Origin of the sequence: Pseudomonas sp. B3(2017) (genome assembly GCF_002113595.1) — a bacterium.
GTDB classification, from domain to species: Bacteria; Pseudomonadota; Gammaproteobacteria; order Pseudomonadales; family Pseudomonadaceae; genus Aquipseudomonas; species Aquipseudomonas ekonensis.
This window is the reverse complement of the sequence record NZ_NEIU01000020.1, coordinates 58,155-79,109: the sequence shown is the minus strand read 5'-3', so window position 1 is coordinate 79,109 and position 20,955 is coordinate 58,155. Positions and strand designations below refer to the sequence as shown.

Below are 20,955 nucleotides of genomic sequence, written 5' to 3'. Positions count from 1 at the left end.
CATGCCGGCCCATGCCCTGCGCCTGCCTGGCCTGCCCGCCGCCGACGCCCAGGCCCGCCTGCAATTGGGCGCCGGCCTGGACCTGCGGCTCGCCGCGCCGTCCTCCGCCACGTTGACCCTGCGCCTGGCCCCCGAGCCCTTCGTCCGCGCACCGGGCAACGCCCTCGAAACCGCCTGCGGGCGGCTGTGGCTGGACGATGCCCAGCCGTTGCTCAGCCGACTGTCGCAGTGCCCGGCGATCCTGGATCCGGTGCAACCGGCGTCAGACGATAACGACTGGTACTGGCCGCTGTACAACCATTACCTGGCCGCTGAACTGCAGCCGCTGCTCAGTCCGTTGCGGGCGGTGGCGGCCGTGCCGGATGCAGGCATCGATTGCCTGCTGGGGCTGCACGAGGACAGCGCGACCGCCCTCGTCTGCCGTGCGCGGATACCCGCCGCCACGCTGCTGAACCTGCTCCGTGGCGCGCCCTGGCAACGGCTATCGAGCCATGACGCAGCGCCGGACTGGCCGCTGCGCATCCCCCTGCCGCTGGGCCACTGCACGCTGAGCGCTGCGGAGCTGGCCAGCCTGCGGACGGGCGATGTGCTGCTCGCCGAACAGCCGCTGTTCACCCCCGAGGGCCTCGGCCACCTGCAACTCGGCGCCTGTCGCCTGCACCTGCGGCTCCTGCCTGCAACGGACCTGCGTTTTACCCTCACTGAACTGGAAGACCTGCCCATGAACGCCTCCCTTGACGCTTTCGCCCTGGCCGACAGCGAGCCGCTGTACGCCGCGTCCGAATCCTTCGACGCGCTGCCCGACCCGGGCCGTTTCGACGACCTGCCGCTGGCCCTGACCCTGCGCGCCGGCAGCGTGAGCCTGAGCCTGGGCCAGTTGCGTCACCTGAGCGTCGGTTCGGTGCTGGCCTTCAGCGGCTGCGCACCGGGCCAGGCCAGCCTGTTCCAGGGCGAACGCGCGCTGGCCCACGGCGACCTGGTGGACATCGATGGCCGGTTGGGCCTGCAGATCACCCGCCTGGAGCCGCGCCCGTGAACCTGCAGGATGTCGATCCGCTGACGCTCGCGCTGTTTCTCGGGGCGCTGTCGCTGGTGCCCCTGCTGATGATGATCTGCACCGCGTTCCTGAAGATCTCCATGGTGCTGCTGATCACCCGCAACGCCATCGGCGTCCAGCAGGCGCCGCCGAACATGGCGCTGTACGGCATCGCGTTGGCGGCGACGCTGTTCATCATGGCCCCGGTGTTCAGCGACATGGGCCAACGCTTCAGACAACTGCCCCAGCGCATGGCCGACTACCCCGCGATGGAGAGCGCCGCCGGCCAAGTGGCCGAACCGCTGCGCAAGTTCATGTCGCGCAACGTCGACCCGGACATCCAGACCCACCTGCTGGAAAACACCCAGCGCATGTGGCCGGCGGCGATGACGGCCAAGGCCAGCCGCGACGACCTGCTGCTGGTCATCCCGGCGTTCGTGCTCTCGGAGTTGCAGGCGGGTTTCCAGATCGGTTTTCTGATCTACGTGCCGTTCATCGTCATCGACCTGATCGTCTCCAACATCCTGCTGGCCCTGGGCATGCAGATGGTGGCGCCGATGACCATCTCGCTGCCGCTCAAGATCCTGCTGTTCGTGCTGGTGGACGGCTGGACGCGGCTGCTCGACGGCCTGTTCTACAGCTACCTGTGAGGACGCCATGGAAACCTTGACCCTGTTCAAGCAGGCCATGTTGCTGGTGGTGGTGCTGTCGGCGCCGCCGCTGATCGTGGCGGTGATCGTCGGCGTGCTGACCTCGCTGCTTCAGGCGGTGATGCAGCTGCAGGACCAGACCCTGCCGTTCGCCGTGAAACTGGTGGCCGTGGGCATCGCCCTGGCGCTGACCGGGCGCTGGATCGGCGTGGAGCTGATCCAACTGGCGCAACTGGCCTTCGCCATGATCCCGCAGACGAGGGCCTGAGATGTTCCAGGCGGCCTTCAGCGACATCAGCGAATCGATCATCGCCCTGACCGTCGGCATGGCGCGCCTGTACCCGTGCCTGTTCCTGGTGCCGGCGTTCGCCTTCCGGGAGATCAAGGGCGCGCTGCGCCACGCGATCGTCCTGGCGCTGGCCCTGGTGCCGATGCCGGCGATCCGCGCAAGCCTGGCCGGGCGCGACCTCGGCTGGCTCGACCTGAGCGGGCTGATGCTCAAGGAAAGCCTGATCGGCCTGCTGCTGGGGCTGTTGCTGGCGATGCCGTTCTGGCTGTTCGAGTCGGTCGGCTGCCTGTTCGACAACCAGCGCGGCGCCCTGATCGGCGGGCAGATCAACCCGGCGCTGGGGGAAAACACTTCGGAGCTGGGGCACATGTTCAAGCAGGTGCTGATCCTGCTGCTGATCCTGGGCGGCGGCTACGCCAGCCTCACCCAGGTGATCTGGGACAGCTACGGCCTGTGGCCCGCCAGCCAGTGGCTGCCGATGCCCGCCGTGGACGGCTGGGGCCTGTACCTCAAGCTGCTGGCCAGCACCTTTCGCTTCATGGTGCTGTTCGCCGCGCCGCTGGTGGGCCTGTTGCTGTTGATCGAATTCGGCATGGCGATCCTCAGCCTGTACAGCCCGCAGTTGCAGGTCTCGACCCTGGCGATGCCGGCCAAGAGCCTGATCGGCCTGGGCTTCCTGGTTCTCTATCTGCCGATGCTGTGCTGGCTGGGCAACGGCCGGCTGGCGGAACTGGCCGACCTCAGGCACCTGCTGCCCTTGCTGCTGCGCCCTACCCCCTGAGGCCTGCCCCCTGACCTCTCTGCCATGAAACCTGACGAGCACCGCCCGTGAGCGAAAAGACCGAACAGCCCACCCCCAAGAAACTCGCCGACGCCCGCAAGAAAGGCCAGGTCGGCCAGAGTCAGGACGTGCCCAAGCTGCTGATCTTCGCGGCGCTGCTGGAACTGATCCTGGGCCTGGCCGGCGGTGGCATCGGTAAGCTCGAAGGTCTGGTGATGCTGCCGCTGCGCCAACTGGACCGGCCCTTCGCCGCGGCGGTCGGCGAAGTGCTGACCAAGGCCGGCTGGGACCTGCTGCTGTTCATGCTGCCGGTGCTGGGCATCGCCGTGGCCATGCGCCTGGCCGGCGGCTGGGTGCAGTTCGGCCCGCTGTTCGCCACCGAGAGCCTGAAGCTCGATTTTGAGCGGCTCAACCCGCTGAACCAGTTCAAGCAGATGTTCTCCTCGCGCCAACTGTTCAACCTGCTCAACAGCCTGTGCAAGGCCCTGCTGATCGGTGCGGTGCTGTATTGGGTGCTGCCGCCGGCCCTCAACGACCTGATCGGCTTGGCCAACACCGACCTGGACACCTACTGGCAGGCGATGATCGCCCTGTTCAGCCGGCTGTCGCGCACCTGCCTGGGCGTGCTGCTGGTGCTGGCGGTGGCCGACTTCGCCTTGCAGAAGTACTTCTTCATCAAGGGCCAGCGCATGAGCCACGAGGACGTGCGCAAGGAATACAAGGAGATGGAGGGCGACCCGCACATGAAGTCGCACCGCAAGTCCCTGGCCCGCGAACTCACCCAGCAGCCGGCCGGCGCCGCGCCGGCCAAGGCGCCGGTGGAAGACGCCGACCTGCTGCTGGTGAACCCGACCCACTACGCGGTCGCGCTGTTCTACCGCCCGCAGCAGACGCCGTTACCGCGGATCATCTGCAAAGGGCACGACGCCGAGGCCCGGGCGCTGATCGAGCGCGCCCGCCAGGCCGGCGTGCCGGTGATCCGCTTCGTCTGGCTGGCCCGCACGCTGTACCGCAGCGAGGTGGGTCACTTCGTCCCGCGCGAGACCTTGCAGGCGGTGGCCCAGGTCTATCGCCTGCTGCGCGAACTGGACGACGCCGCCCACGGCGAACTGATCGAGATGCCCGGCGTGCCGTACTGACGCCCCAGAGCTGGAACCAGGCCGCGAGCGCTGCCACTCAGGGCAAAGGAATCTTTCCTGAACGCCCCCGGCGAGCCTAACGAACTCGCCCTGTCAGTCCATGACACGGAGAACAGCATGCCGTCACCGGTTCACGCCAACTTCAGCGCGGTCACTACCCCGATCACCGCTCCAGTCACCGCCCCCGCCGGGCAAAACCCCCAGGGCCTGGAACAGCGCCCCCAGGAGCCGACCCAACGCAGCGCCCATTCCTTGCGCCACATGGGCCAGCGGCTGATGCGCAACATCGGCCAACTGACCCAGGACCTGCGGGCCCTGCCGCGCCCCTGGGGGCGCAGCCAGAACACGGCCCCGACGGGCAACCTGGCCCCGGCCACCGGCGCACCGCTACAGCGCGGGGCGGCGCCGGCGAGCGGGACGATCGAACTGCAGGAACACCCCGGCGAGGCCGCCGAGGCGTCCGGCTCCACCCCGCGCCTGAACCGCAGCAACGCCGGGCGCTTCGACAGCCACAGCGAACGCATCCAGCGCCAACCCACGCCCGAACCGCCCTCGGCGGGTATCCGCCTCGACGCCAAGGGCAAGCCCGAGTTCCAGCACTTCCAGCCGTCGGCGGTGGGCGACCTGCTGCAAAACGCATTGGGCCAGTCCGGCCAACGCTATCAGGCGCAACACAGCGCCGGCGACGGTCGGAACCATTTGCTGCTGGACCGCCAAGGCCACTTGCTGCACGTGAAACAGACCCCGACAGCCTTGGTCACGGTGCGCAGCAGCCGGGCCGAAGGGCCGGTGGCGGACAAAGCGGCGGCCGCGCCGGGCCTGACGCTTGAGGGCAACGCCGCCAAGGTCGGCGACGGCGCGCCGCTGCCCACCCTCGGGCGGGCGCAGTTGGGGCACCTCACCGGCATCCACGAGGACGACGCAGGCCAGACGCTGCGCCTGCACGACGGCAAACTGTATGAGCTCGACCGCGCCAGCGCGACCTGGCAGCAGCCGGCCACGGAGGCCGAGCCGGCGACGTTCAGCCAGCTCTCCCGGCAGGGCAACGGCCATCTCTACGGCCAGAGCGGCGACAACCTGGTGAACCTGACCGACCACGATGCCGTACCGCTCACGGTGGCGGACCTCAAGGCCTTCTCCGTGAACATCGAGGGCATCGCCGCCAGCCTGAGCGGCGAAAAGAGCCAGACCCTGCAGTTCACGCAACTCGCGGACCACACCGCCAAGTCCATGACCCTGGAGCTGAACGGCGGCTCGGCCGAACCCAAGCACATCGGCCTGACAGAGGACCGGCTGTTCGTCAGCGACACCGAAGGCCGGCTGTACAGCGTCGGGCGCGAAGAGATCGACGACGACGCGACCACCCTCAAGCTCCAGCCCGACCGCCGCTTCCAGCCGCCGGGCGAACCCCTGGGCGGCAGCCGTCAGGTCAGCGGTTTCCTCCCTGGCGACGACGGCAGCCTGCATGTGCTGGTCGGCGACAAGGCCGGGCACGCCCATTCCCATCCCCTGGACGAGCAACACCCTGCGCTGGAGCACGGCTGGAACCTCAGCGACGCACTGGTGCTGGACAACCGCCGCGGCCTGCCCGGCGCCGAGGCGCCGACACCGGCCGCCACGTTCGACCTGGAGCGTTCGGGCCGGATCGGCCTGAGCGACGGCCGCGTGCAGAGCTGGGATTCAGCCCGCCAGGACTGGAAGGACACCGGCATCAAGGACGTCACGCAGCTGCAACGGGGCACCGACAGCAAGGCCTACCTGCTGCAGGACGGCAAGCTGCACAAGCTGGACGTCAGCGCCAAGTTCGAGTCGGTGGCGGTCAGCGACGGCCATGCGCTCAACCGGCCGCCGCGCAGCACCGACGTGGCCCTGGGCGATGCGCTGCCGGGCCTGACCGACCGCCACATCACCGCATTCGCCATGCTCAACGACAAGCAGTTCGTGGCGCTGGACGACCACAACCGCTTCACCGCCCACCACAAGAACGGCGAAACCAGCGAACTCAGCCGCCTGGATCTCGAAGGCACGGTGGCCTCGCTGGCGCTCGACGAGAACCACAACCTGCATGCCCTGACCACCGAAGGCAAACTGTTCACCCTGGCCAAGGACGACTGGCAGGCGCCCCCGGACAACCCGCGTCCGCAGGCCAAATGGAAACCCGTGGCGCTGCCCGAGGGCAAGACGCTGGCCAGCATCCGCACCTCCGACGACAACCGCTTGAGCGCCACCCTGCACGGCAGCCAGGATCACTCGCAGGTACAGCTCAAGGGCAACGCCTGGCAACCGCTGACGCCGCGCCCCGCCGACCACAACGCCCTGGACAATCTGTTCGACCGGCTCAAGGGCGGCGTCAAGACCGCGAAGATCCCCGGCACCGGCCTCACGGCCCGGTTCAACTACAACCTGATGGGCCGCGGCGCGATGGAAACGGGCAACCAGGCCAGCGTCGGCGACTACTTCCGCGCGCACATCTTCAAGCCGACCCTGGAAATGCCGCGGCCGCTGAAGAACGTCGGCTATCACCTCCAGCACCGCTATCAGGGGCGCGAAGGCCTGAGGCCGCTCTACGCCTCCGAAGGCCGCGAGTTCAAGCGCCTGGAACTGCTGAGCGAGAAACCGCCGCGGACCGGCGCCGGCCAGGATCTGCAGTCGCGCATCGCCGCGCTGGGCTCCCGCCCCGGCCTGCAGGGCACCGGACTGGTCGAGGCGCTGGAAGCGTTCCGCAAGGAGCTGGAAGACAACAGCCTGCGCGCCACCCAGCACCTGGGCCGGCACGCCGGCAAGTCAACGCTGCTGCAGCAGAAGGAAGGCCTGCTCAACGTCCACGGCGAGCTGTCGGCGCCCTCCAAGCGCAGTCAGTTGAGCCTGAAGCTGGACCGGCTTTCGCAGAACTTCAACTTCGCCAGCTCCGGCCACGATTTCCTCAAGGAACTGAACGGCGCCCTCGCGCATCTGGCGCCCTCGGCGCAGAACCGCACCGGCGCCCTGCTCACGGAACTGCGCAACAACGGCTTGCGGGTGTCCCACCAGAAAGCCGACATCCCCCTCGGCCAACAGCGCGACGCCAGCGACAGCCTGGGCCTGATCAAAGCCCGTCTGGCGCTGGACGTGGGCACGATGGAAGAGTTCGACCAGGTGCTCAAAGGCGCCGAGAAACTGGCCGGGGCCTCCAACACCGAGGCCGGGGTCGAGGCCTTGAAAAAGGAACTGGGCGAACTGAAGGACAAGAAATACGGCGAGCATCCGCTCAAGCAGATCACCGACATGGGCTTCGCCGACCACGCCAGCCTGGAAGGCGCCTACGACGGCATCAAGGGCTTCCTCAACGGCTTCAAGAAGGAAGACCACGCCACCAGCGTCAGCCTGCGCGCCGCCACCGGCAGCAAGACCCAGCCGGAGATGGCGCAGACCCTCAAAGAGGCGCTCAAGCAACTGCATCACCCCGACGACGAGATCGCCGTGCAGCGCGGCTACGGCATGAGCGTGAGCACGCCGTTCGTGTCCCTGGCCAACAAGGGCCTGGGGCCGTGGCCCAGCGGCGCCGTCAGCGGCGCACGCAACTACAGCTTCAGCGCCGAACGCGGCGAGAAAGGCGTGACTGTCTACCTGCAGCGCGAAGGCTCGGGCACCGCCAGCGGGGGCGTCGGCGGCGGCAAAGACTATTGGCCGGGGTTCTTCAGGGGCGAAGACGCCGACCGTTTCACCAAAGTCGACATCGGCAACGACCGCCGCCTGACCCCGGCCCTGCGCCTGGGGGCGGACGTCACCGGCACCGCCGCCACCACCTGGCGAGACGGCGTGGTGTTCACGTTGCCCGACGAGGAAATCGATCCGTTCATCGACAAGCTGGTCGACGGCAAGCTCGATCCGCTGGAACTGATGAAGAAAGGCGTCGACCACGAAGCCCAGAAGAGCCTGCGCTTCAACTTCGACCTCAATGCCAGCGCCACCGCGGAATTCCGGGTGGGGTTCGGCCTGACCGACAAGGACAGCACGCCGCTGTCGGCGGCGGCGCGGGTCGGCGTGGGCGGCACGGTCAACGTCAACCTGCTCAACTACAGCAACTATTCGCTCGAGCAGCACAGCAACAAGGGCGAACTGCAGGAAAGCAGCCGCAACCGGCCCCGCCTGCTCAACAACTTCGGCGTGTCGGGATTCGCCCGTGCCCAGTTCGCCGGCAGCCGCACCCCGGCCTCGGACGCCGCGACGCCCGCCAACCAGGGCATCACCGCCCCGCTGGGCGTCAGCGCCGGCGTTTCGGTGGACAACAAGACCAGCAAGCGGATCAAGTTCACCTTCAAGGAGGCAGAACCGCTGACCGCCGAGAACCTGGACAAGCTCGGCAAAAGCCTGGGCAAGGCGTTCAAGGATCCGGAATCGGAGCGGGTGCTGGGCCGCCTGGCCGACGCCGACGACGCGCAGTACGCAGGCCTGGACGCCACAGAGCGGCTGCAGCGCCACCTGGAGGGCTTGCAGGCGCACTTCGCCAGCAAGCCCAAGGACAACGACGAGCAATACGCCGCCCTGCGCGCCCTCACCCGCGCCGGCGTCCAGCACCAGGCGGCCGAGGCCCGGCACAGCCTGCTCGACAGCGGCCGGTTCGAATCGACCTACACCAACCTCTCGCGCATCGACGGCAAAAGCGCGGTCGCCAGTGTCATGGCGAAAATCAATCCCCACCATTCGCCGAGCAACGCCGAACGCATCACCGCGCTGATCGAGCGGGATCCGGACCTCAAGGCCTTGGTCAAGCAACTGCAAGCCACCCCCGGCACCCAGGCGCGGGTGCGCCTGGAACTGAAGGACGATGTGCAGGACCTCATCGACCAGCGCAGCCGCGACGGCACCCTCTCGCAGAAGGAACTCGGCGCGCTGCTGTCGGACCGCAACAACATGCGGATCAAGGCGATCACCGTGTCCCACAGCGTCAACCAACCGGAAAACTTCACCTCGCCGCTGCCGGTGCTGAGCTACAGCAGCAACGCGTCGGTCAACCTCAGCAAGGCGTTGGGCAAGATCAACTTCAGCTACGGCCAGGATCAGGACACGCCCAAGAGCTACTTCCTCGACGGCATGATCGCCAAGCCGGGCGAAGCGTTGAAGGCCACGCTCGGCGCGCTGAAACAGGAGGGCCTGCAACTCAAGGGCTGATGCCCGCCCCACGGCCCCGTCCGCCCGGACGGGGCCTTTACCCCCGACAAGGAGTTCACATGGATCCTGCCTTCTACCCGCTCGACACCTTCCCGGCCCTGGCCGCCCTGGCCGACCGCTGGACGGTGATGCGCCAGGAACTGCTGGCGCTGCACGCGCCGCTGCTGGACATCGACCGCACCGACAAGCCCCATCAGGAGGTGCACGACGAAGTCAGCGCCCATCTGCGACAGGGCGGCGCCTACGGCTGGCTCAAGGGCTGGGGCGAATCGGGCGGCAACCGTGACTGGCTGCAATACCCGCTGCTGTTCCGGGATGAGCCCATCGCCCCGGCGCTGGCGGCCCTGCCCCAGACCCTGGCCATGCTCGGCGAAGTCGGCGGGCTCAAGGTCGCGGCGCTCGCACGGTTGGCGTCCCAGGCGTTCCTGCCTCGCCACCGGCACCCGGAGATCCGCGCCGAAGGCCTGTTGCAGATGCACTTGACCCTCGATGCCGCGCACGAGCGCAACGACGCCTACCTGAACGTGGCCGGCGAATTCCATCGGCACCGCTGCGGTGCGGCGGCGGTGTTCGACGGCTCGCTGGATCATTTCGTGGTCAACGCCAGCGAGGCGCCGCGCACCCTGCTCTATCTGGAGTTCGACCGGGCGCGCCTCGCACGCCCGACGTGAGGCGCGCCGCCGATACACAAAAAGAAACGGGCGCATGATGCATGCGCCCGTTTTTTATTTGTCCGGGTATGTCAGTGCAAGACCCGACCCAGCCCCGAGCGGGTCTCGCGTACCTGGGCGACGAAGCCGCCGACCACGTCGCTGAAGCTGTCCTCGTCCAGCCGGGCCAGTTCGCGCTGGGTGCACAGCCGCACATCGCCCTTGTCCAGGGCCAGCCAGCAACCGCGCAAGGCCGCGATGTCGAAGTTCATGGTCAGCAGGCGTTGCAGGTTGTCCGGGCCTGGCCGCAAGGCGCCGAGCCGACAGTGGATGATCACGTTTTCGCTGTGTTCGGGCCATTCGATGACGGCGGCCTGGATCTGTTCGCGGTCGTACAGCGCGCAGACGCCGTTCTGCCAGGTCAGGGGGGTGCCCAACCGATCGGCCAGATGGGCGATGAAACGCTGGATGGCCGGTGTGGAGTTCGCCATTTGTTTTTCCTCTTAAGTTGAATGGCCTTGGGGTTGGCCGTTTCGCAACTTGAGTGGAAAAACAATGGCGAATAGTTCCAGCCGGAACAAATATTCCGGACTCAGTGCTTCAATCCCGCCAACGACAGGAGTTGTCCGAGCAAGGCCTGTAGTTGTTCGCCCTGATCGTCGTTGTGCAGTTCATGCCAGACCACGAAAGTGTGCTGGCTATCGAGACATATGTAGTAACCCTCATAGGATTCGACATTGTCGAAACGCCGCTTGAGAGTCTCGGAAAACAGATCCGGGCGCTGGGCCTGGCGCTGGATGTTCAGGGAAAGTCCCCAGCCCAGGCTCTCCTGGCGGCAGACGAATTCGACGCCCGGAGCCCACTGCCAGACGCTTGCCCGCTTCTGGGCGATGCGCTGGAGGAAGTCCTGCTGATCGGTGCTTTGAAAAATCGTTTCAGTCATTCAGAGGCACCGTACCGTATTGGCCACCGCCGTCACGCAGTGCCGGGGACCACCAGACGTTCAACTCGGAGTTGTTGGCGTCAAGTTGCTGACAATTCCCTATGTGACAGGAAGTTTCAGGTACTGACGTACAAGCGCTCAATATAAGTAAACACAACCACGCAATACCGGCACGACACCACTTCATCTCTTCACCTTCCTTGTCGGACTCTACAGATTATCGCCTCAAAGCCTAGCTGCTTAAGGGCACCGCGACAGGCAAAAGCCATGTCCAGATGATTGAGTCTTCTCTTATAACCCGCGCGAAAGCGGGGGCAACATCGATACCCGTGCCGGCGCCGCCGCAGGCGACGCTGTCGCTGCGGGCCGCAAGGCCACGAACACCTCCGTTGATTCACCAGGTTGCAACAGGAACCGCGGTGCGGCCGTCACTGCCAATGTCGCGCCGCCGGAACAGGCCTCGGGGTTGAAACGCTGCGGTTTGACACCGACGTTCTTGACCACGCCGACCGCCACCGAGTAGTCCGTTGCGCTGAACCACTGCATCCGCCCGCGGTCCAGCGCGAACGGGCCGTCCACTTTACACAGGTCGCCCAAGGCCACACCAGATGATGTTCGTTTGATATCACCGGGTATCCGCCCGCGCACCAGCTCGGCGAAGGTAGCGCCGATCGATGCCCGCAACACCGCAGGCCCCCCCGGTTGGCGGCCGGACGCCAGGGCCTGGCCCAGCTGCGCGCGGTTTTCGCTGGCCACGTAGCGGGCCGGGTCGACCTGATCGCCGATCAGGCGCGGGGTCAGGATGAACAGGCGCTCGCGGCGCGACAGCTCGCGGCGGGTCGAGGAAAACATCGGCCCGACCCACGGCAGCTTGCCCAGCACCGGCACGCGGTCGCTCTGGTCGCCCTGCTCGTCCACGTGGAAACCGCCGATCACCAGCGAACGGTTTTCGCTGATCACCGCCTGGGTGCTGACCGTGCCGCGCTTGACCGTCGGCGTCTGCTGGTCACGCTGCTGCTCCAGCTGGCCGTCCTCGATGTCGACGATCAACTGGAAGCGGTTGTTCGGCCCGCCCCCGATGGTGCGCGGCACTACTTGCAGGCTGGTGCCGGCGGTGACCGGCTGGATCGTCGCCACCCGCTCGCCCGTGGCGGTGATGAACTGGGTGCGGCTGAAGTCGATCACCGCCGGCTGGTTCTCCAGGGTCAGCACCGAGGGCCGGGCGATCATCGAGGCCATGCCCTGCCCCTCCAGCGCCTGGATCTCGGCGAAGAACCGCTCGAAGTCGCTGATGAACAGCGTCGATGAACCGCTGTTGAGCAACGAACTGCCGAAGCCGACCTTGCCCGCCCTCGCCGACCAGCGCGACTCCAGGTTGGCCAGTTGGCTGCGGTCGATGTCGAGGATGATCGCGTCGATCTCCACCAGATTGCCCGGCAGGTCCAACTGCTCGATCAGTTGCTGGTAGGTGGCGCGCTTGTCCGGGTTGTCGTAGATCAGCACGGCGTTGTTGCGCACGTCGGCCGCCACGCGGCGCTGGCCCGCGGCGGACTGGGGCCGGTGGCCGCTGCGCCCGGCGGTGCGTTCGCTGGCCAAGTTGAGGATCTTGCCCCGGGCCATGTCCGCCATGCCTTGCAGGGCGTCGATGTTGGCCTTGGGATCCTGGGGCGACGGCTGCGTCGGGCGCTGGCTGTCGAGCATGTCCTCCAGGATGCTGGCCACGCCGGGGATGCGCAGGCTCTGGTCGCGGTAATTGACCTGCCGGTCGGCCACCGCCGCGTAGCGCAGGGGGAACATCATCACCTGCTGCTTTTCGTCGGGCTTGGCCTTCTCCTTGCTGAACCCGCGGATCAGCTCGACGTAGCGCACAGGACCGCTGACCAGCACCACGCCTTCGTCGGGCAGCTCGCCCCAGCCGAAACGCTTGTCCAGCAGGCCGATGTCGGTCAACGCCTGCTTCAGGTCCGGCGCGGCGTCGGCGGACACCTCCAGCCGCTGCGAGACCTGGGCCGACTGCGGACTGACGTACAGCTTGCCGTTGTAGACGAACCACTGGAACTGATGCTCCAGCGCCAAGCGGTCGAGGAATTCCTCGGCCGTCGCCGCCCGCAGCTTGGCGTCCACCGTGCCGCTGACGCCGCTCAGGCTCAGGCCCACACCATAGGCGTTGGCGAAATCCTTGAGCACGGTCTCCAGCGGCGTGCGCGAGGCCTCGTAGGCGTAGGCCGATTGCCGCCAGTCATCGGGCACCACGGCCAGCGCCGGGCAGGACGCGGCCAACAGCAGGGTCAGGCCGCACAGTCGCTTAAACATAGGTTCTTCCCAGAGGCAGAGGACGGTTCACAGGGCGGGGCAAAGAACGGGAAACCGCGGCGCTGCGTTCAAGCATCGCCTCCCACACGTCCCGTTGGTTGGCCAGCGATTCGATGGCGGCGATCAGCGCCGGGATGCCCTGCAACGGCAGGTAGCGCATCAGGCACAGGCGACGCTCGGCCGGATCCAGCGCCAGCGCCCCGCCGAATCGCCCGAGGCTGGGGCCGGACAGGCGCAGCGCCGCTTCAAGGCTGGCGTCGTCGCCGCGCCAGGCTGCGCTGAGCATGGCCAGGCACAGCACGCCGCCGGGCCGCCGTTGCAGGCGCAGCGGCGCGCCGTCGATCAGCAGCCCCAGTTCGCCGTCGCCGCCGTCCAGCCAGCGTTGCGCGGCGAGCGCCAGTTCAGCGGATTTCATTGATGATCGCCTTGGCCAGGTTGTGCTTGACCACGATTTCCTGGTTCGCCGCCCAGCTGGCGGTGGAGGACTGGCGGATCGCCGAGTTGAAGGCATGCCAGTCGTCCGGGGAAAACGCATCCATGTCCAGCGCCGCGGCGTCCAGATCCTGTTGCGCGTTTTCGAAGTTGTTGTCCAGGCGGCGGCGCAGTGCATCGGGAGAAAGCATGGTGAGGCTCCAGGTCGATAACTGCCCATTGAGTGGCACGTTCCCGACGTTGGTTCCCTGCCCGCCTGCGCTCATTGCGCCAGCTTCATGGCTGCGCGCTGTCCGGCAGCGGCCCGAGCGCGCTGCCCAGGGCCTGCCAGTCGATCGCGAAGTCGCCGTGCTCGGTGCGCAGGCACAGGCTGTCCGGCGCCTGCTGCGGATCGGCGCGCAGGCTCCACACGGCCTGGGCCTGCTGCAGGTGGTTCGCGGCCAGGTCCAGCCGGTCAGGGTGGCAATGCAACACGCCGGGTTCGTCCGCCGGCCGGGCAGCGCTCAGTTGCCGGCACAGGGCGGCGATCCGTGCCGCATCGCCCTGCTCGCCCAGCAGTCGCTGCCAGGCTTGGCCCAACAGCGATTCGGCGCTCTGGAGAATGGCGTCCCACATCTGTTGGCGTTGCGCCTGCCATTGGGCGAGCAGCGCATCGGCCTGCTGCCAGACCTCGGCCAAGGCTTGTTCCTGCGCCGCTTGGCGCAGGCGCTCGGCCTCCTCGCGGGCGTCGGCCAGCAACGTGTCGGCCTGGGCGCGGGCATGCGCCAGCAGTTGCCCGGCCAGCAGGCTGTCTTCGAAGACTTCTCGGCGCAGGACGGGGCCGTCAGGCAACGCCTGGGGATGGCTCAGGCTCAGTCGGCGACGGGTCAGCATGGGGAGATCCTTGTGTAGTGAACGTGAGGGCGTACCAGCCGACCGCCTGCCAGAGTGAGGCCAGCCGTGCGTGGGGCAACCCCTGGAGCGGCGCGTCTTCGATGGATGTGCAGGCGAACTCCAGGCGCAGGCGTTGCCACACCGGTTCGCCGACCCAGGCCCGCAGCAGCCTCAGGCCTTGGCTCTGCGTGTCGCCCTCACGCCAGCGGGCCGGCAGCCAATGGCCCGGCTGCAGCGCCCGGCCCAGGCGGCGGCACCAGCGCAGCCCCGCGTCATCGAGCCCCGGCGGCGGTTCGCCCTGGCTGCCGGCGCAGACCGCCACCGCCAGGCTCAGCACCTGCGCCCACTGCTGCGCGTCCAGCACCAGCAACGGCAACAGTCCGCCGTTGGGCGGCGCGGGCCGCGTGGCGCCCATGCCCGCATGACGGGCCCGCCACTCAGCCGGCCATGGGGTGTTCGATGGCGGAGCGGCGTCGGCCCACCAGCGCACCCAGGCAAGCGCCTGCGGCGGCGTGACCTCCTGGGGCTTCATGCCGGCCCGGACGGCGCGTTCTTGCCGCCGCCTGCCGCGTTGCCCAGGCGTTGGCGCCAGTGCGGATTGAGGGCGAACAGGCCGGCGACCAGCAGCACGCCGGCCACCGCGCACAGCCCCAGCAGCCATTGCCAGAACCGCCAGCGCTCGCGGGTCAGGGTGAACGGACCGACCGTCACCGTCTCCACGGTCTCGTGGTAACCCTGGGCCGGCACGAACACCACCGCGAGCTTCTTGTCGTCGGCGCCGCCGATCCCCGGAATGCTGCTGGCCACCATGCGTCGGATGCGCGGCAGCACGCTGTCCGGATCCAGCTCGGCGCGGTGCTTGATGAACACCGCCGCCGACGCCGGCTGCACCGGCTCGCCCGGCGCGATGCGTTCGGGCAGCACCACGTGCACCCGCGCCACCACCACGCCGTCGATCTGCGACAGGGTCTGCTCAAGTTCCTGGGACAGCGCATAGAGATAGCGCGCCCGTTCTTCCAGGGGCGATGAGATCACCCCTTCCTTGCGGAACACCTCGCCCAGGCTCGAACGCGAGCGCCGGGGCAAACCCACCGCCTCCAGCGCCCGCACCGCCCGGGAAATGTCGCGGTTGGCCACCAGCACCGCCACGCCGTTCTTGTCCAGACGCTTCTGCGCGTCGATGTCCTTGCCGGCCAGTTCCGCCAGCACTTCGTTGGCGTCCTGTTCAGAGAGGTCGCGGTGCAGTTCCATGCGCTCGCCGCAACCGGCCAGCAGCAGAACCGTCAGCACCGCCGCGAGCGGCCCGAATACCTTGGGATGCATGGCTGCGCCTCATTGAAGACTGGTGAGTTTTTCCACGCTCTGGGCGGCCTTGCTCACCAGTTTGGCGCTGAGCAGGCTTTGCAGATAAAACGACGACAGCGACCGGTTGGCCTGCAGCGCCTGCTGCGGGTCCACCGAGCGCGCGGCGCGCTGCAGTTCGCGGGTCGCCTTGTCGGCGTCTTTGTGCAACGCCGTCGAGGCCTGGGAAATCGCCGACACCGACGGTTCGTTGCCGGCGGCGCGCGTCGCCGCCTGCTGCATCTGCGCATTGAACCAGGCGATGTCCGCCTCGGCAGGCGGCCTGGCCGGCAATGCCTCGGGCGCGGCTGCACCCGAATGCCCGGTTGTTACCCCTGTAATCGCCATTCACGCTCTCCTGCCAGGACGAAGGTTTACATTCAGCCGAAGAGGCTGCCGGTGCTTTGCTGCGTCAGCACCGAGAGCACGTTGCCGGCGGTGATCCGGGCATCGGTCTGCAGCGTGTTGCCGGCGCCGCCGTTGAGGAAGTTCTGCTCGGCGTTGGGGAACAGTCCGCCCATCGAATGGCCCTGGGCACTGCCCTTGACCTCGCCCTTGATCATGTCGATCGCCTTCTGGAACTGCTTGCTCTCATCGCGGGACATGTATTGATCGCCCTCGGACAGCTCGCCCATCCAGTCCTTGGACTTGCCGTCCGGCTTGCCGAACTCTTCAGGGTGCATGTCCATGAAGCGTGCGATTTCCTTGAGCACGTCCTTGTCATCGTTGGAGAACGCCATCTCGCCGCGGGCATCGCGGGCCGGGTTGCCGGTGGGCTTGAGCAGGTTGTCGAGCTTCTCCTCGCCCAGGCTGCCCAGCAGCGACGACAGCAGGTCCTGCACGCCGCCACCGCCGCCGATGCCGCCGGGCATGGGGTTCCAGCCGCCCCCGCCGTTTCCGCCCGGCATCGGGTTCCAGCCTCCGCCGCCGTTGCCGCCCGGCATCGGGTTCCAGCCGCCGCCGTTGCCGCCGCCGAACTGGCCGCCGTTCTGCAGGCCGCCGCCCAGCATGTCCTTGATCATGCCTTCGAGGCCTTTGGTGAACGCGGCCTTCTCTTCGCTGTTGAGGTAGTTGTCCTCGGTCAGCTCGTCGCGCCAGCTGCGCACCTTGCCGTTGGCGTCGTCGGGCTTGCCGAACTTGCCGGGGTTCTTGTCCATGTAGTCGGCGATCATGCCCAGCAGCGGGTTTTTCGCGTCGCGGATGTTGGCGCCGCTGCCGGATTTCTCGAACAGCGCCTGGCTCAACAGCTCGGCGATCTGCCCGGCGCTGTTGCCCGAGCCGCCCTGGGACCCGCCCATGCCCGGCAGGCTGAAGCCGCCCTGGAACGAGCCGCCTGGAGGGAGTGTCAACGCAGTGGAAAACATAAGGTGCTCCTTGCCTGGATTGCCCAAGTCACGGCCCTTCCGGCCAAGGCCGGAAGGGCCTGTGACCACTTAGTAGTTGATCGCCTTGCCGGTCTGCTGGGCGGCGTTCTGCGCCTTGGTGGCGGAGTCCTGGTAGGCGCTGGCGATACCGTTGACGGTATCGGTCATCATCTTGTTGGACTGAGCCTGGGCGTTCATGGTGGTGGTGGCTGCTGCAGTGGCGTCCATTTGTTGCATGGCAGCCATCGAAGCGCCAAGGGATGCGGTACCGGCCATAGTGTCTACTCCTGATAATCGATTGTTGTTTGAGCACCGGATGGTGTTCGAACAATGAGTGGTCGATTCTCGGCAGCGGTTCCATGGCGAACGCGAATTGGCCGGTGCGGCAGGTTCCGGGCGTCGGGGGACGGACCGCGGGCGTCAGAGTTCCGGGGAGTCGATGCTCAGGCTTTTCATGCGGTGATAGAGGGTTCGGCGCGGAATGCCCAGCTCGCTGACCACCGAGTCGATGCATTTGGCGTGGCGCGACAGGCAATCCATGATCAGGGTCTTTTCGAACAGGCGCAGGTGGCTCTTGAGCGGTGCGGCCTGCCGGCACGGGGGCGAAGGATCGTCGGTCTGCAAGGCCGGCATGCCCAGCACGAAGCGCTCGGCGGCGCACTTGAGTTCACGGATGTTGCCCGGCCAGCGGTGGTTGAGCAGGCACTTGAGCAGGTGCGGGTCAGGGGCCGGCATCGGCTGGCGGTGGCGTTCGGCGGCCTCGCAGACGAAGCGCTGGAACAGCGGCTGGATGTTTTGCAGGCGCGAACGCAGGGTCGGCAGCTGGATCTTGATCACATTGAGGCGAAAGAACAGGTCGCGGCGGAACTTGCCCTCGTCCACCAGTTTCTCCAGCGGCGTCTGGGTGGCGACGATCACCCGCAGGTCCAGCGGCACGAAACGGGTCGAGCCCAGGCGTTCGATGCCGCGCATCTCCAGCACCCGCAGCAGCTTGGCCTGCAGCAGCAAGGGCATGCTGTCGATCTCATCGAGGTAGAGGGTGCCGCGGTCGGACGCTTCGATGTAGCCGGCCCGGGACTTGGAGGCGCCGGTGTAGGCCCCGGCCATGACCCCGAACAGTTCGCTCTCGGCCAGCTGTTCCGGCACCGCCGCGCAGTTGAGGGCCACCAACTGACCTTCGCGTCCGGACAGTTCGTGGATGCGCCGGGCCAGGGTGTCCTTGCCGGTGCCGGTCTCCCCCTCCAGCACCATGTCGACCTTCAACGGTGCGGCCTTTCTGATAAACGCTTGCAAGGTGCCCACTGTGTCGAGAACTTCATGTTCCCATTGCACGGAGTGGTTGTTCGAAAAGCCCCCAGTCATCTTGTTCCCTCACGATGATGATCACTTCTGTCGGGATCGAGGAATACAGAAACGCCGCGCCTTCTTTCAATCCGAGCATCGGAAGGTCGATGGACGTCAGAAACTCAAGCGTATGCCTGCGACACCATTGTTTTTGTTCAGGGCGATATTGATAGCAGCAGATTTCCATCACCAGCCTGCGTTCATTCCCCCGATGGTTCAGTGCGATTTCCAAGGCCGGACGCCGCTGCGGGTGCGCCGGCCGCTCTCCTGCGGCAAGGCCGCAGTCTAGCGTCGCACAGGTGCGGGGCGAAATTGAAATTCGCCGCAAAGGCCATAGAAACGCTCAATTCCGGAACCGCGCCTCATGGCCGTCGCAAGGCGGCCCTCACCCCCTCGGCCATCGACTGCGCCTCTTCGCGCAGCGCCTGGCAGAACGCATCGGCGCTGACCGACGCCGGTCGGTGCTCCGGCCGGATCAGCATGACCCGGTACGGCAGCGACACCGCCAGCGGACGCATCACCAGGTCGCGCCCCGCCTCCGTCAATGCGGTCAGCGGGTTGATGATCGCCACCCCCAGGCCCTGCCTGACCATGGCGCAGACCGATGCGGCGTTGTCCGTTTCGATCACCGTGCGCCGGTCGACCTGCGCCTGGCGGAAACACTCGTCCAGGCGCTGGCGGTAAACGTCCAGGCTGGACAGGTTGATGAAGTCGACCCGGTGAAAGTCCGCCAGCGACAGCACCGGTTTGGCCAAAAGCGGATGCCCCGGCGCCAGGACGCAAATCATGTCTGCGCTGAACAGCGGCTCGCCCCGGGTGCCGCGCGGCACTTGCTCGACTTCGGTCAGGCCCAGATCGTGCTGCTGGGTGACCAGCGACTCTTCGAGCATCGGCGACTCCTGCGCCACGATGCTCACGCTGACGCCCGGTCGGGAGCGGTAGAAGCGCCGGCACACCCGGGGCAGCAGGGTCTGGGAAAACAGCGGCAAACAGGTCAGGGCCAGCCGGCCGTGCTCGAAATTGCGGATCGACTGCGCGCAGCGCTCGATGCGCTCAAGCCCTACATAACTGCGCTCGACCTCATCGAACAGCATCAGGGCCTGGTCCGTCGGCAGCAGGCGCCCGCCGGCGCGCTCGAACAGGCGCAGTCCGGAGACCTGTTCGAGCCGGGCCAGTTCGCGGCTGACCGTCGGCTGCGAGGTGAACAGCAACCGCGCCGCGCCCGTGACGCTGCCGGCCTGCATGATGGAACGGAACACTTCGATCTGACGCAGCGAGATCTTCACTGGGATTTTCCGGTGACAACAAGAAGGCCATATCAGATATGAATGGGTAGCGAATAAAAAGCTATTTTTTTTGATGAGCGAGGCACGGCATGCTGCGCCGATCCTTTCGATGAGCATGCGCCATGTCCCCTACGCTTCCCTTCACCCTGTTGGCCGACAGCGCCCGTACCCACGGCACCCCGCTATGGAGCTACGACGCCGCGACAATCCTTGAGCGCATCGGGCGCCTGCGCGCGTTCGACACCGTCCGCTACGCGCAGAAGGCCTGCTCCAACCTGCACATCCTGCGCCTGATGCGCGAGCACGGCCTGCACGTGGATGCCGTCTCCCTGGGTGAGATCGAACGCGCCCTGCTCGCCGGTTTCCAGGTCGGCGGCGCGCCGGCGGGCATCGTGTTCACCTGCGACCTGTTCGACCGCAAGACCCTTGAGCGCGTGGTCGAGCTGGGGGTGGAGGTCAACGCCGGTTCCATCGACATGCTGCGCCAACTGGGCGAGCGTTCGCCGGGGCACCGCGTATGGCTGCGGATCAACCCCGGTTTCGGTCACGGCCACAGCCGCAAGACCAACACCGGCGGCGAGAACAGCAAGCACGGCATCTGGCACGAAGACCTGCACGAGGCCCTGGCGGTGATCCGTGAGTTCGGCCTGAAACTGGTGGGCGTGCACATGCACATCGGCTCCGGCGTGGACTACTCGCACCTGGAAGAGGTGGCGCGGTCGATGGTGCAACTGATCGCTGGCCTGGGCCAGGACATCGAAGCCTTCTCCATCGGCGGCGGCCTCTCCACGCCCTACCGTCCGGGCGAGGCCGCCGTGGACGTCGAGCGCTATGCGCGCACCTGGGCGGTGGCCAGGAAGGAAATCGAAGCGCTGCTGGGCCATCCGGTGCACATGGAGATCGAACCGGGCCGCTTCCTGATGGCCGAGTCGGGCCGGCTGGTGAGCGAAGTGCGGGCAGTCAAGCGCATGGGCAACCGCCGCTACGTGCTGGTCGACGCCGGCTTCAACGACCTGATGCGCCCGGCCATGTACGGTGCCTACCACCACATGACGCTGCTGGACGCCGAAGGCCGCCCGGTGGACCGGCCGCTGGTGGACACCGTCGTCGGCGGCCCGTTGTGCGAGTCCGGCGACATCTTCACCCAGGACGACCAGGAACTGCGCCCGCAACCGCTGCCTGAAGCCAAGGTCGGCGACTTGCTGGTGTTCCATGACACCGGCGCCTACGGCGCGTCAATGTCGTCCAACTACAACAGCCGGCCGCTGCTGCCGGAGGTGCTGTTCAGCGACGGCCAGGCCCGCTTGATCCGCCGCCGGCAGACCCTGGACGCCCTGTTCGAGCAAGAACAGGAGCTCTGAGC

General features: G+C 67.1%; 21 protein-coding genes and 1 pseudogene. 8 read left to right on the top strand and 14 right to left on the bottom strand.

What is annotated here, in order from left to right:
- The first annotated feature begins 1 nt into the window (after position 1).
- From CAG33_RS23865 to CAG33_RS23835, 7 genes are all read left to right on the top strand, one after another.
- A complete protein-coding gene (locus CAG33_RS23865) occupies positions 2 to 1,036 on the top strand; it encodes a FliM/FliN family flagellar motor switch protein (RefSeq protein ID WP_085640771.1) in 1,035 nt (344 codons plus the stop codon).
- A complete protein-coding gene (sctR, locus tag CAG33_RS23860; protein ID WP_085640769.1) occupies positions 1,033 to 1,686 on the top strand; it encodes a type III secretion system export apparatus subunit SctR in 654 nt (217 codons plus the stop codon). The genes CAG33_RS23865 and sctR overlap by 4 nt, the downstream gene beginning before the upstream one ends.
- Positions 1,687 to 1,693: 7 nt before the next feature.
- Positions 1,694 to 1,954: a type III secretion system export apparatus subunit SctS gene (sctS, locus tag CAG33_RS23855; protein WP_085583685.1), complete on the top strand. Its 261-nt coding sequence runs from the start codon at positions 1,694 to 1,696 to the stop codon at positions 1,952 to 1,954.
- A 1-nt stretch (position 1,955) separates the two neighbouring features.
- The gene (gene sctT, locus CAG33_RS23850) at positions 1,956 to 2,756 is read left to right on the top strand and encodes a type III secretion system export apparatus subunit SctT (RefSeq protein ID WP_085640767.1); all 801 of its coding nucleotides are present in this window, start codon (positions 1,956 to 1,958) and stop codon (positions 2,754 to 2,756) included.
- A 47-nt stretch (positions 2,757 to 2,803) separates the two neighbouring features.
- Positions 2,804 to 3,895 (top strand): type III secretion system export apparatus subunit SctU, encoded by a 1,092-nt coding sequence (sctU, locus tag CAG33_RS23845; protein ID WP_085640765.1) that lies wholly within the window; start codon positions 2,804 to 2,806, stop codon positions 3,893 to 3,895.
- Between the two features lie 117 nt (positions 3,896 to 4,012).
- Positions 4,013 to 9,046: an AvrE-family type 3 secretion system effector gene (locus tag CAG33_RS23840; RefSeq protein WP_085640763.1), complete on the top strand. Its 5,034-nt coding sequence runs from the start codon at positions 4,013 to 4,015 to the stop codon at positions 9,044 to 9,046.
- Between the two features lie 59 nt (positions 9,047 to 9,105).
- Positions 9,106 to 9,717: an aspartyl/asparaginyl beta-hydroxylase domain-containing protein gene (locus tag CAG33_RS23835; RefSeq protein ID WP_085640761.1), complete on the top strand. Its 612-nt coding sequence runs from the start codon at positions 9,106 to 9,108 to the stop codon at positions 9,715 to 9,717.
- A gap of 71 nt (positions 9,718 to 9,788) precedes the next feature.
- Here the strand turns inward: CAG33_RS23835 and CAG33_RS23830 are convergent, their stop codons facing one another.
- From CAG33_RS23830 to CAG33_RS23775, 14 genes and pseudogenes are all read right to left on the bottom strand, one after another.
- Complete coding sequence (locus CAG33_RS23830) at positions 9,789 to 10,187, bottom strand: type III secretion system chaperone (RefSeq protein ID WP_085583696.1); 399 nt, start codon at positions 10,185 to 10,187, stop codon at positions 9,789 to 9,791.
- Between the two features lie 101 nt (positions 10,188 to 10,288).
- Positions 10,289 to 10,639, bottom strand: a complete 351-nt coding sequence (locus CAG33_RS23825; protein WP_085583698.1) for a negative regulator of hrp expression HrpV — start codon at positions 10,637 to 10,639, stop codon at positions 10,289 to 10,291.
- Between the two features lie 291 nt (positions 10,640 to 10,930).
- Positions 10,931 to 12,952, bottom strand: a complete 2,022-nt coding sequence (sctC, locus tag CAG33_RS23820; protein WP_085583700.1) for a type III secretion system outer membrane ring subunit SctC — start codon at positions 12,950 to 12,952, stop codon at positions 10,931 to 10,933.
- Positions 12,945 to 13,367, bottom strand: a complete 423-nt coding sequence (locus tag CAG33_RS23815; protein WP_085583702.1) for a type III secretion system chaperone — start codon at positions 13,365 to 13,367, stop codon at positions 12,945 to 12,947. Before CAG33_RS23815 ends, sctC begins: the two co-directional genes overlap by 8 nt.
- The gene (locus tag CAG33_RS23810; protein WP_085583704.1) at positions 13,354 to 13,575 is read right to left on the bottom strand and encodes a serine kinase; all 222 of its coding nucleotides are present in this window, start codon (positions 13,573 to 13,575) and stop codon (positions 13,354 to 13,356) included. Before CAG33_RS23810 ends, CAG33_RS23815 begins: the two co-directional genes overlap by 14 nt.
- An 85-nt stretch (positions 13,576 to 13,660) precedes the next feature.
- The gene (sctL, locus tag CAG33_RS23805) at positions 13,661 to 14,257 is read right to left on the bottom strand and encodes a type III secretion system stator protein SctL (protein ID WP_085583706.1); all 597 of its coding nucleotides are present in this window, start codon (positions 14,255 to 14,257) and stop codon (positions 13,661 to 13,663) included.
- The gene (locus CAG33_RS28380) at positions 14,208 to 14,789 is read right to left on the bottom strand and encodes a hypothetical protein (protein ID WP_139833041.1); all 582 of its coding nucleotides are present in this window, start codon (positions 14,787 to 14,789) and stop codon (positions 14,208 to 14,210) included. The genes sctL and CAG33_RS28380 overlap by 50 nt, the downstream gene beginning before the upstream one ends.
- Positions 14,786 to 15,580, bottom strand: a complete 795-nt coding sequence (gene sctJ, locus CAG33_RS23800) for a type III secretion system inner membrane ring lipoprotein SctJ (protein WP_085633479.1) — start codon at positions 15,578 to 15,580, stop codon at positions 14,786 to 14,788. Before sctJ ends, CAG33_RS28380 begins: the two co-directional genes overlap by 4 nt.
- A gap of 9 nt (positions 15,581 to 15,589) precedes the next feature.
- Complete coding sequence (sctI, locus tag CAG33_RS23795; protein WP_085633477.1) at positions 15,590 to 15,946, bottom strand: type III secretion system inner rod subunit SctI; 357 nt, start codon at positions 15,944 to 15,946, stop codon at positions 15,590 to 15,592.
- A gap of 32 nt (positions 15,947 to 15,978) precedes the next feature.
- A complete protein-coding gene (locus CAG33_RS23790; RefSeq protein WP_085583715.1) occupies positions 15,979 to 16,962 on the bottom strand; it encodes a DNA-binding protein in 984 nt (327 codons plus the stop codon).
- A gap of 69 nt (positions 16,963 to 17,031) precedes the next feature.
- Positions 17,032 to 17,292 (bottom strand): annotated as a pseudogene (locus tag CAG33_RS23785) (hypothetical protein); the annotation flags it as partial.
- 90 nt (positions 17,293 to 17,382) lie between these two features.
- A complete protein-coding gene (locus tag CAG33_RS23780) occupies positions 17,383 to 18,324 on the bottom strand; it encodes a sigma 54-interacting transcriptional regulator (RefSeq protein ID WP_085583719.1) in 942 nt (313 codons plus the stop codon).
- Positions 18,278 to 18,538, bottom strand: a complete 261-nt coding sequence (locus tag CAG33_RS28375; RefSeq protein WP_139831397.1) for a hypothetical protein — start codon at positions 18,536 to 18,538, stop codon at positions 18,278 to 18,280. The genes CAG33_RS23780 and CAG33_RS28375 overlap by 47 nt, the downstream gene beginning before the upstream one ends.
- A 130-nt stretch (positions 18,539 to 18,668) precedes the next feature.
- Positions 18,669 to 19,592, bottom strand: a complete 924-nt coding sequence (locus CAG33_RS23775) for a LysR family transcriptional regulator (RefSeq protein WP_085583721.1) — start codon at positions 19,590 to 19,592, stop codon at positions 18,669 to 18,671.
- Between the two features lie 122 nt (positions 19,593 to 19,714).
- Here CAG33_RS23775 and lysA point away from each other — a divergent pair, with 122 nt between their 5' ends.
- Complete coding sequence (gene lysA / locus CAG33_RS23770; protein WP_085583723.1) at positions 19,715 to 20,953, top strand: diaminopimelate decarboxylase; 1,239 nt, start codon at positions 19,715 to 19,717, stop codon at positions 20,951 to 20,953.
- Positions 20,954 to 20,955: the final 2 nt, after the last annotated feature.

Bases quoted from the DNA above. Each gene is read 5' to 3' on its own strand.
- CAG33_RS23865 (WP_085640771.1), top strand. From the start codon at position 2: ATGCCGGCCCATGCCCTGCGCCTGCCTGGCCTGCCCGCCGCCGACGCC.
- sctS (WP_085583685.1), top strand. From the start codon at position 1,694: ATGGAAACCTTGACCCTGTTCAAGCAGGCCATGTTGCTGGTGGTGGTG.
- sctT (WP_085640767.1), top strand. From the start codon at position 1,956: ATGTTCCAGGCGGCCTTCAGCGACATCAGCGAATCGATCATCGCCCTG.
- CAG33_RS23840 (WP_085640763.1), top strand. From the start codon at position 4,013: ATGCCGTCACCGGTTCACGCCAACTTCAGCGCGGTCACTACCCCGATC.
- CAG33_RS23835 (WP_085640761.1), top strand. From the start codon at position 9,106: ATGGATCCTGCCTTCTACCCGCTCGACACCTTCCCGGCCCTGGCCGCC.
- CAG33_RS23830 (WP_085583696.1), bottom strand. From the start codon at position 10,187: ATGGCGAACTCCACACCGGCCATCCAGCGTTTCATCGCCCATCTGGCC.
- CAG33_RS23825 (WP_085583698.1), bottom strand. From the start codon at position 10,639: ATGACTGAAACGATTTTTCAAAGCACCGATCAGCAGGACTTCCTCCAG.
- sctC (WP_085583700.1), bottom strand. From the start codon at position 12,952: ATGTTTAAGCGACTGTGCGGCCTGACCCTGCTGTTGGCCGCGTCCTGC.
- CAG33_RS23815 (WP_085583702.1), bottom strand. From the start codon at position 13,367: ATGAAATCCGCTGAACTGGCGCTCGCCGCGCAACGCTGGCTGGACGGC.
- CAG33_RS23810 (WP_085583704.1), bottom strand. From the start codon at position 13,575: ATGCTTTCTCCCGATGCACTGCGCCGCCGCCTGGACAACAACTTCGAA.
- sctL (WP_085583706.1), bottom strand. From the start codon at position 14,257: ATGCTGACCCGTCGCCGACTGAGCCTGAGCCATCCCCAGGCGTTGCCT.
- CAG33_RS28380 (WP_139833041.1), bottom strand. From the start codon at position 14,789: ATGAAGCCCCAGGAGGTCACGCCGCCGCAGGCGCTTGCCTGGGTGCGC.
- sctJ (WP_085633479.1), bottom strand. From the start codon at position 15,580: ATGCATCCCAAGGTATTCGGGCCGCTCGCGGCGGTGCTGACGGTTCTG.
- sctI (WP_085633477.1), bottom strand. From the start codon at position 15,946: ATGGCGATTACAGGGGTAACAACCGGGCATTCGGGTGCAGCCGCGCCC.
- CAG33_RS23790 (WP_085583715.1), bottom strand. From the start codon at position 16,962: ATGTTTTCCACTGCGTTGACACTCCCTCCAGGCGGCTCGTTCCAGGGC.
- CAG33_RS23780 (WP_085583719.1), bottom strand. From the start codon at position 18,324: ATGACTGGGGGCTTTTCGAACAACCACTCCGTGCAATGGGAACATGAA.
- lysA (WP_085583723.1), top strand. From the start codon at position 19,715: ATGTCCCCTACGCTTCCCTTCACCCTGTTGGCCGACAGCGCCCGTACC.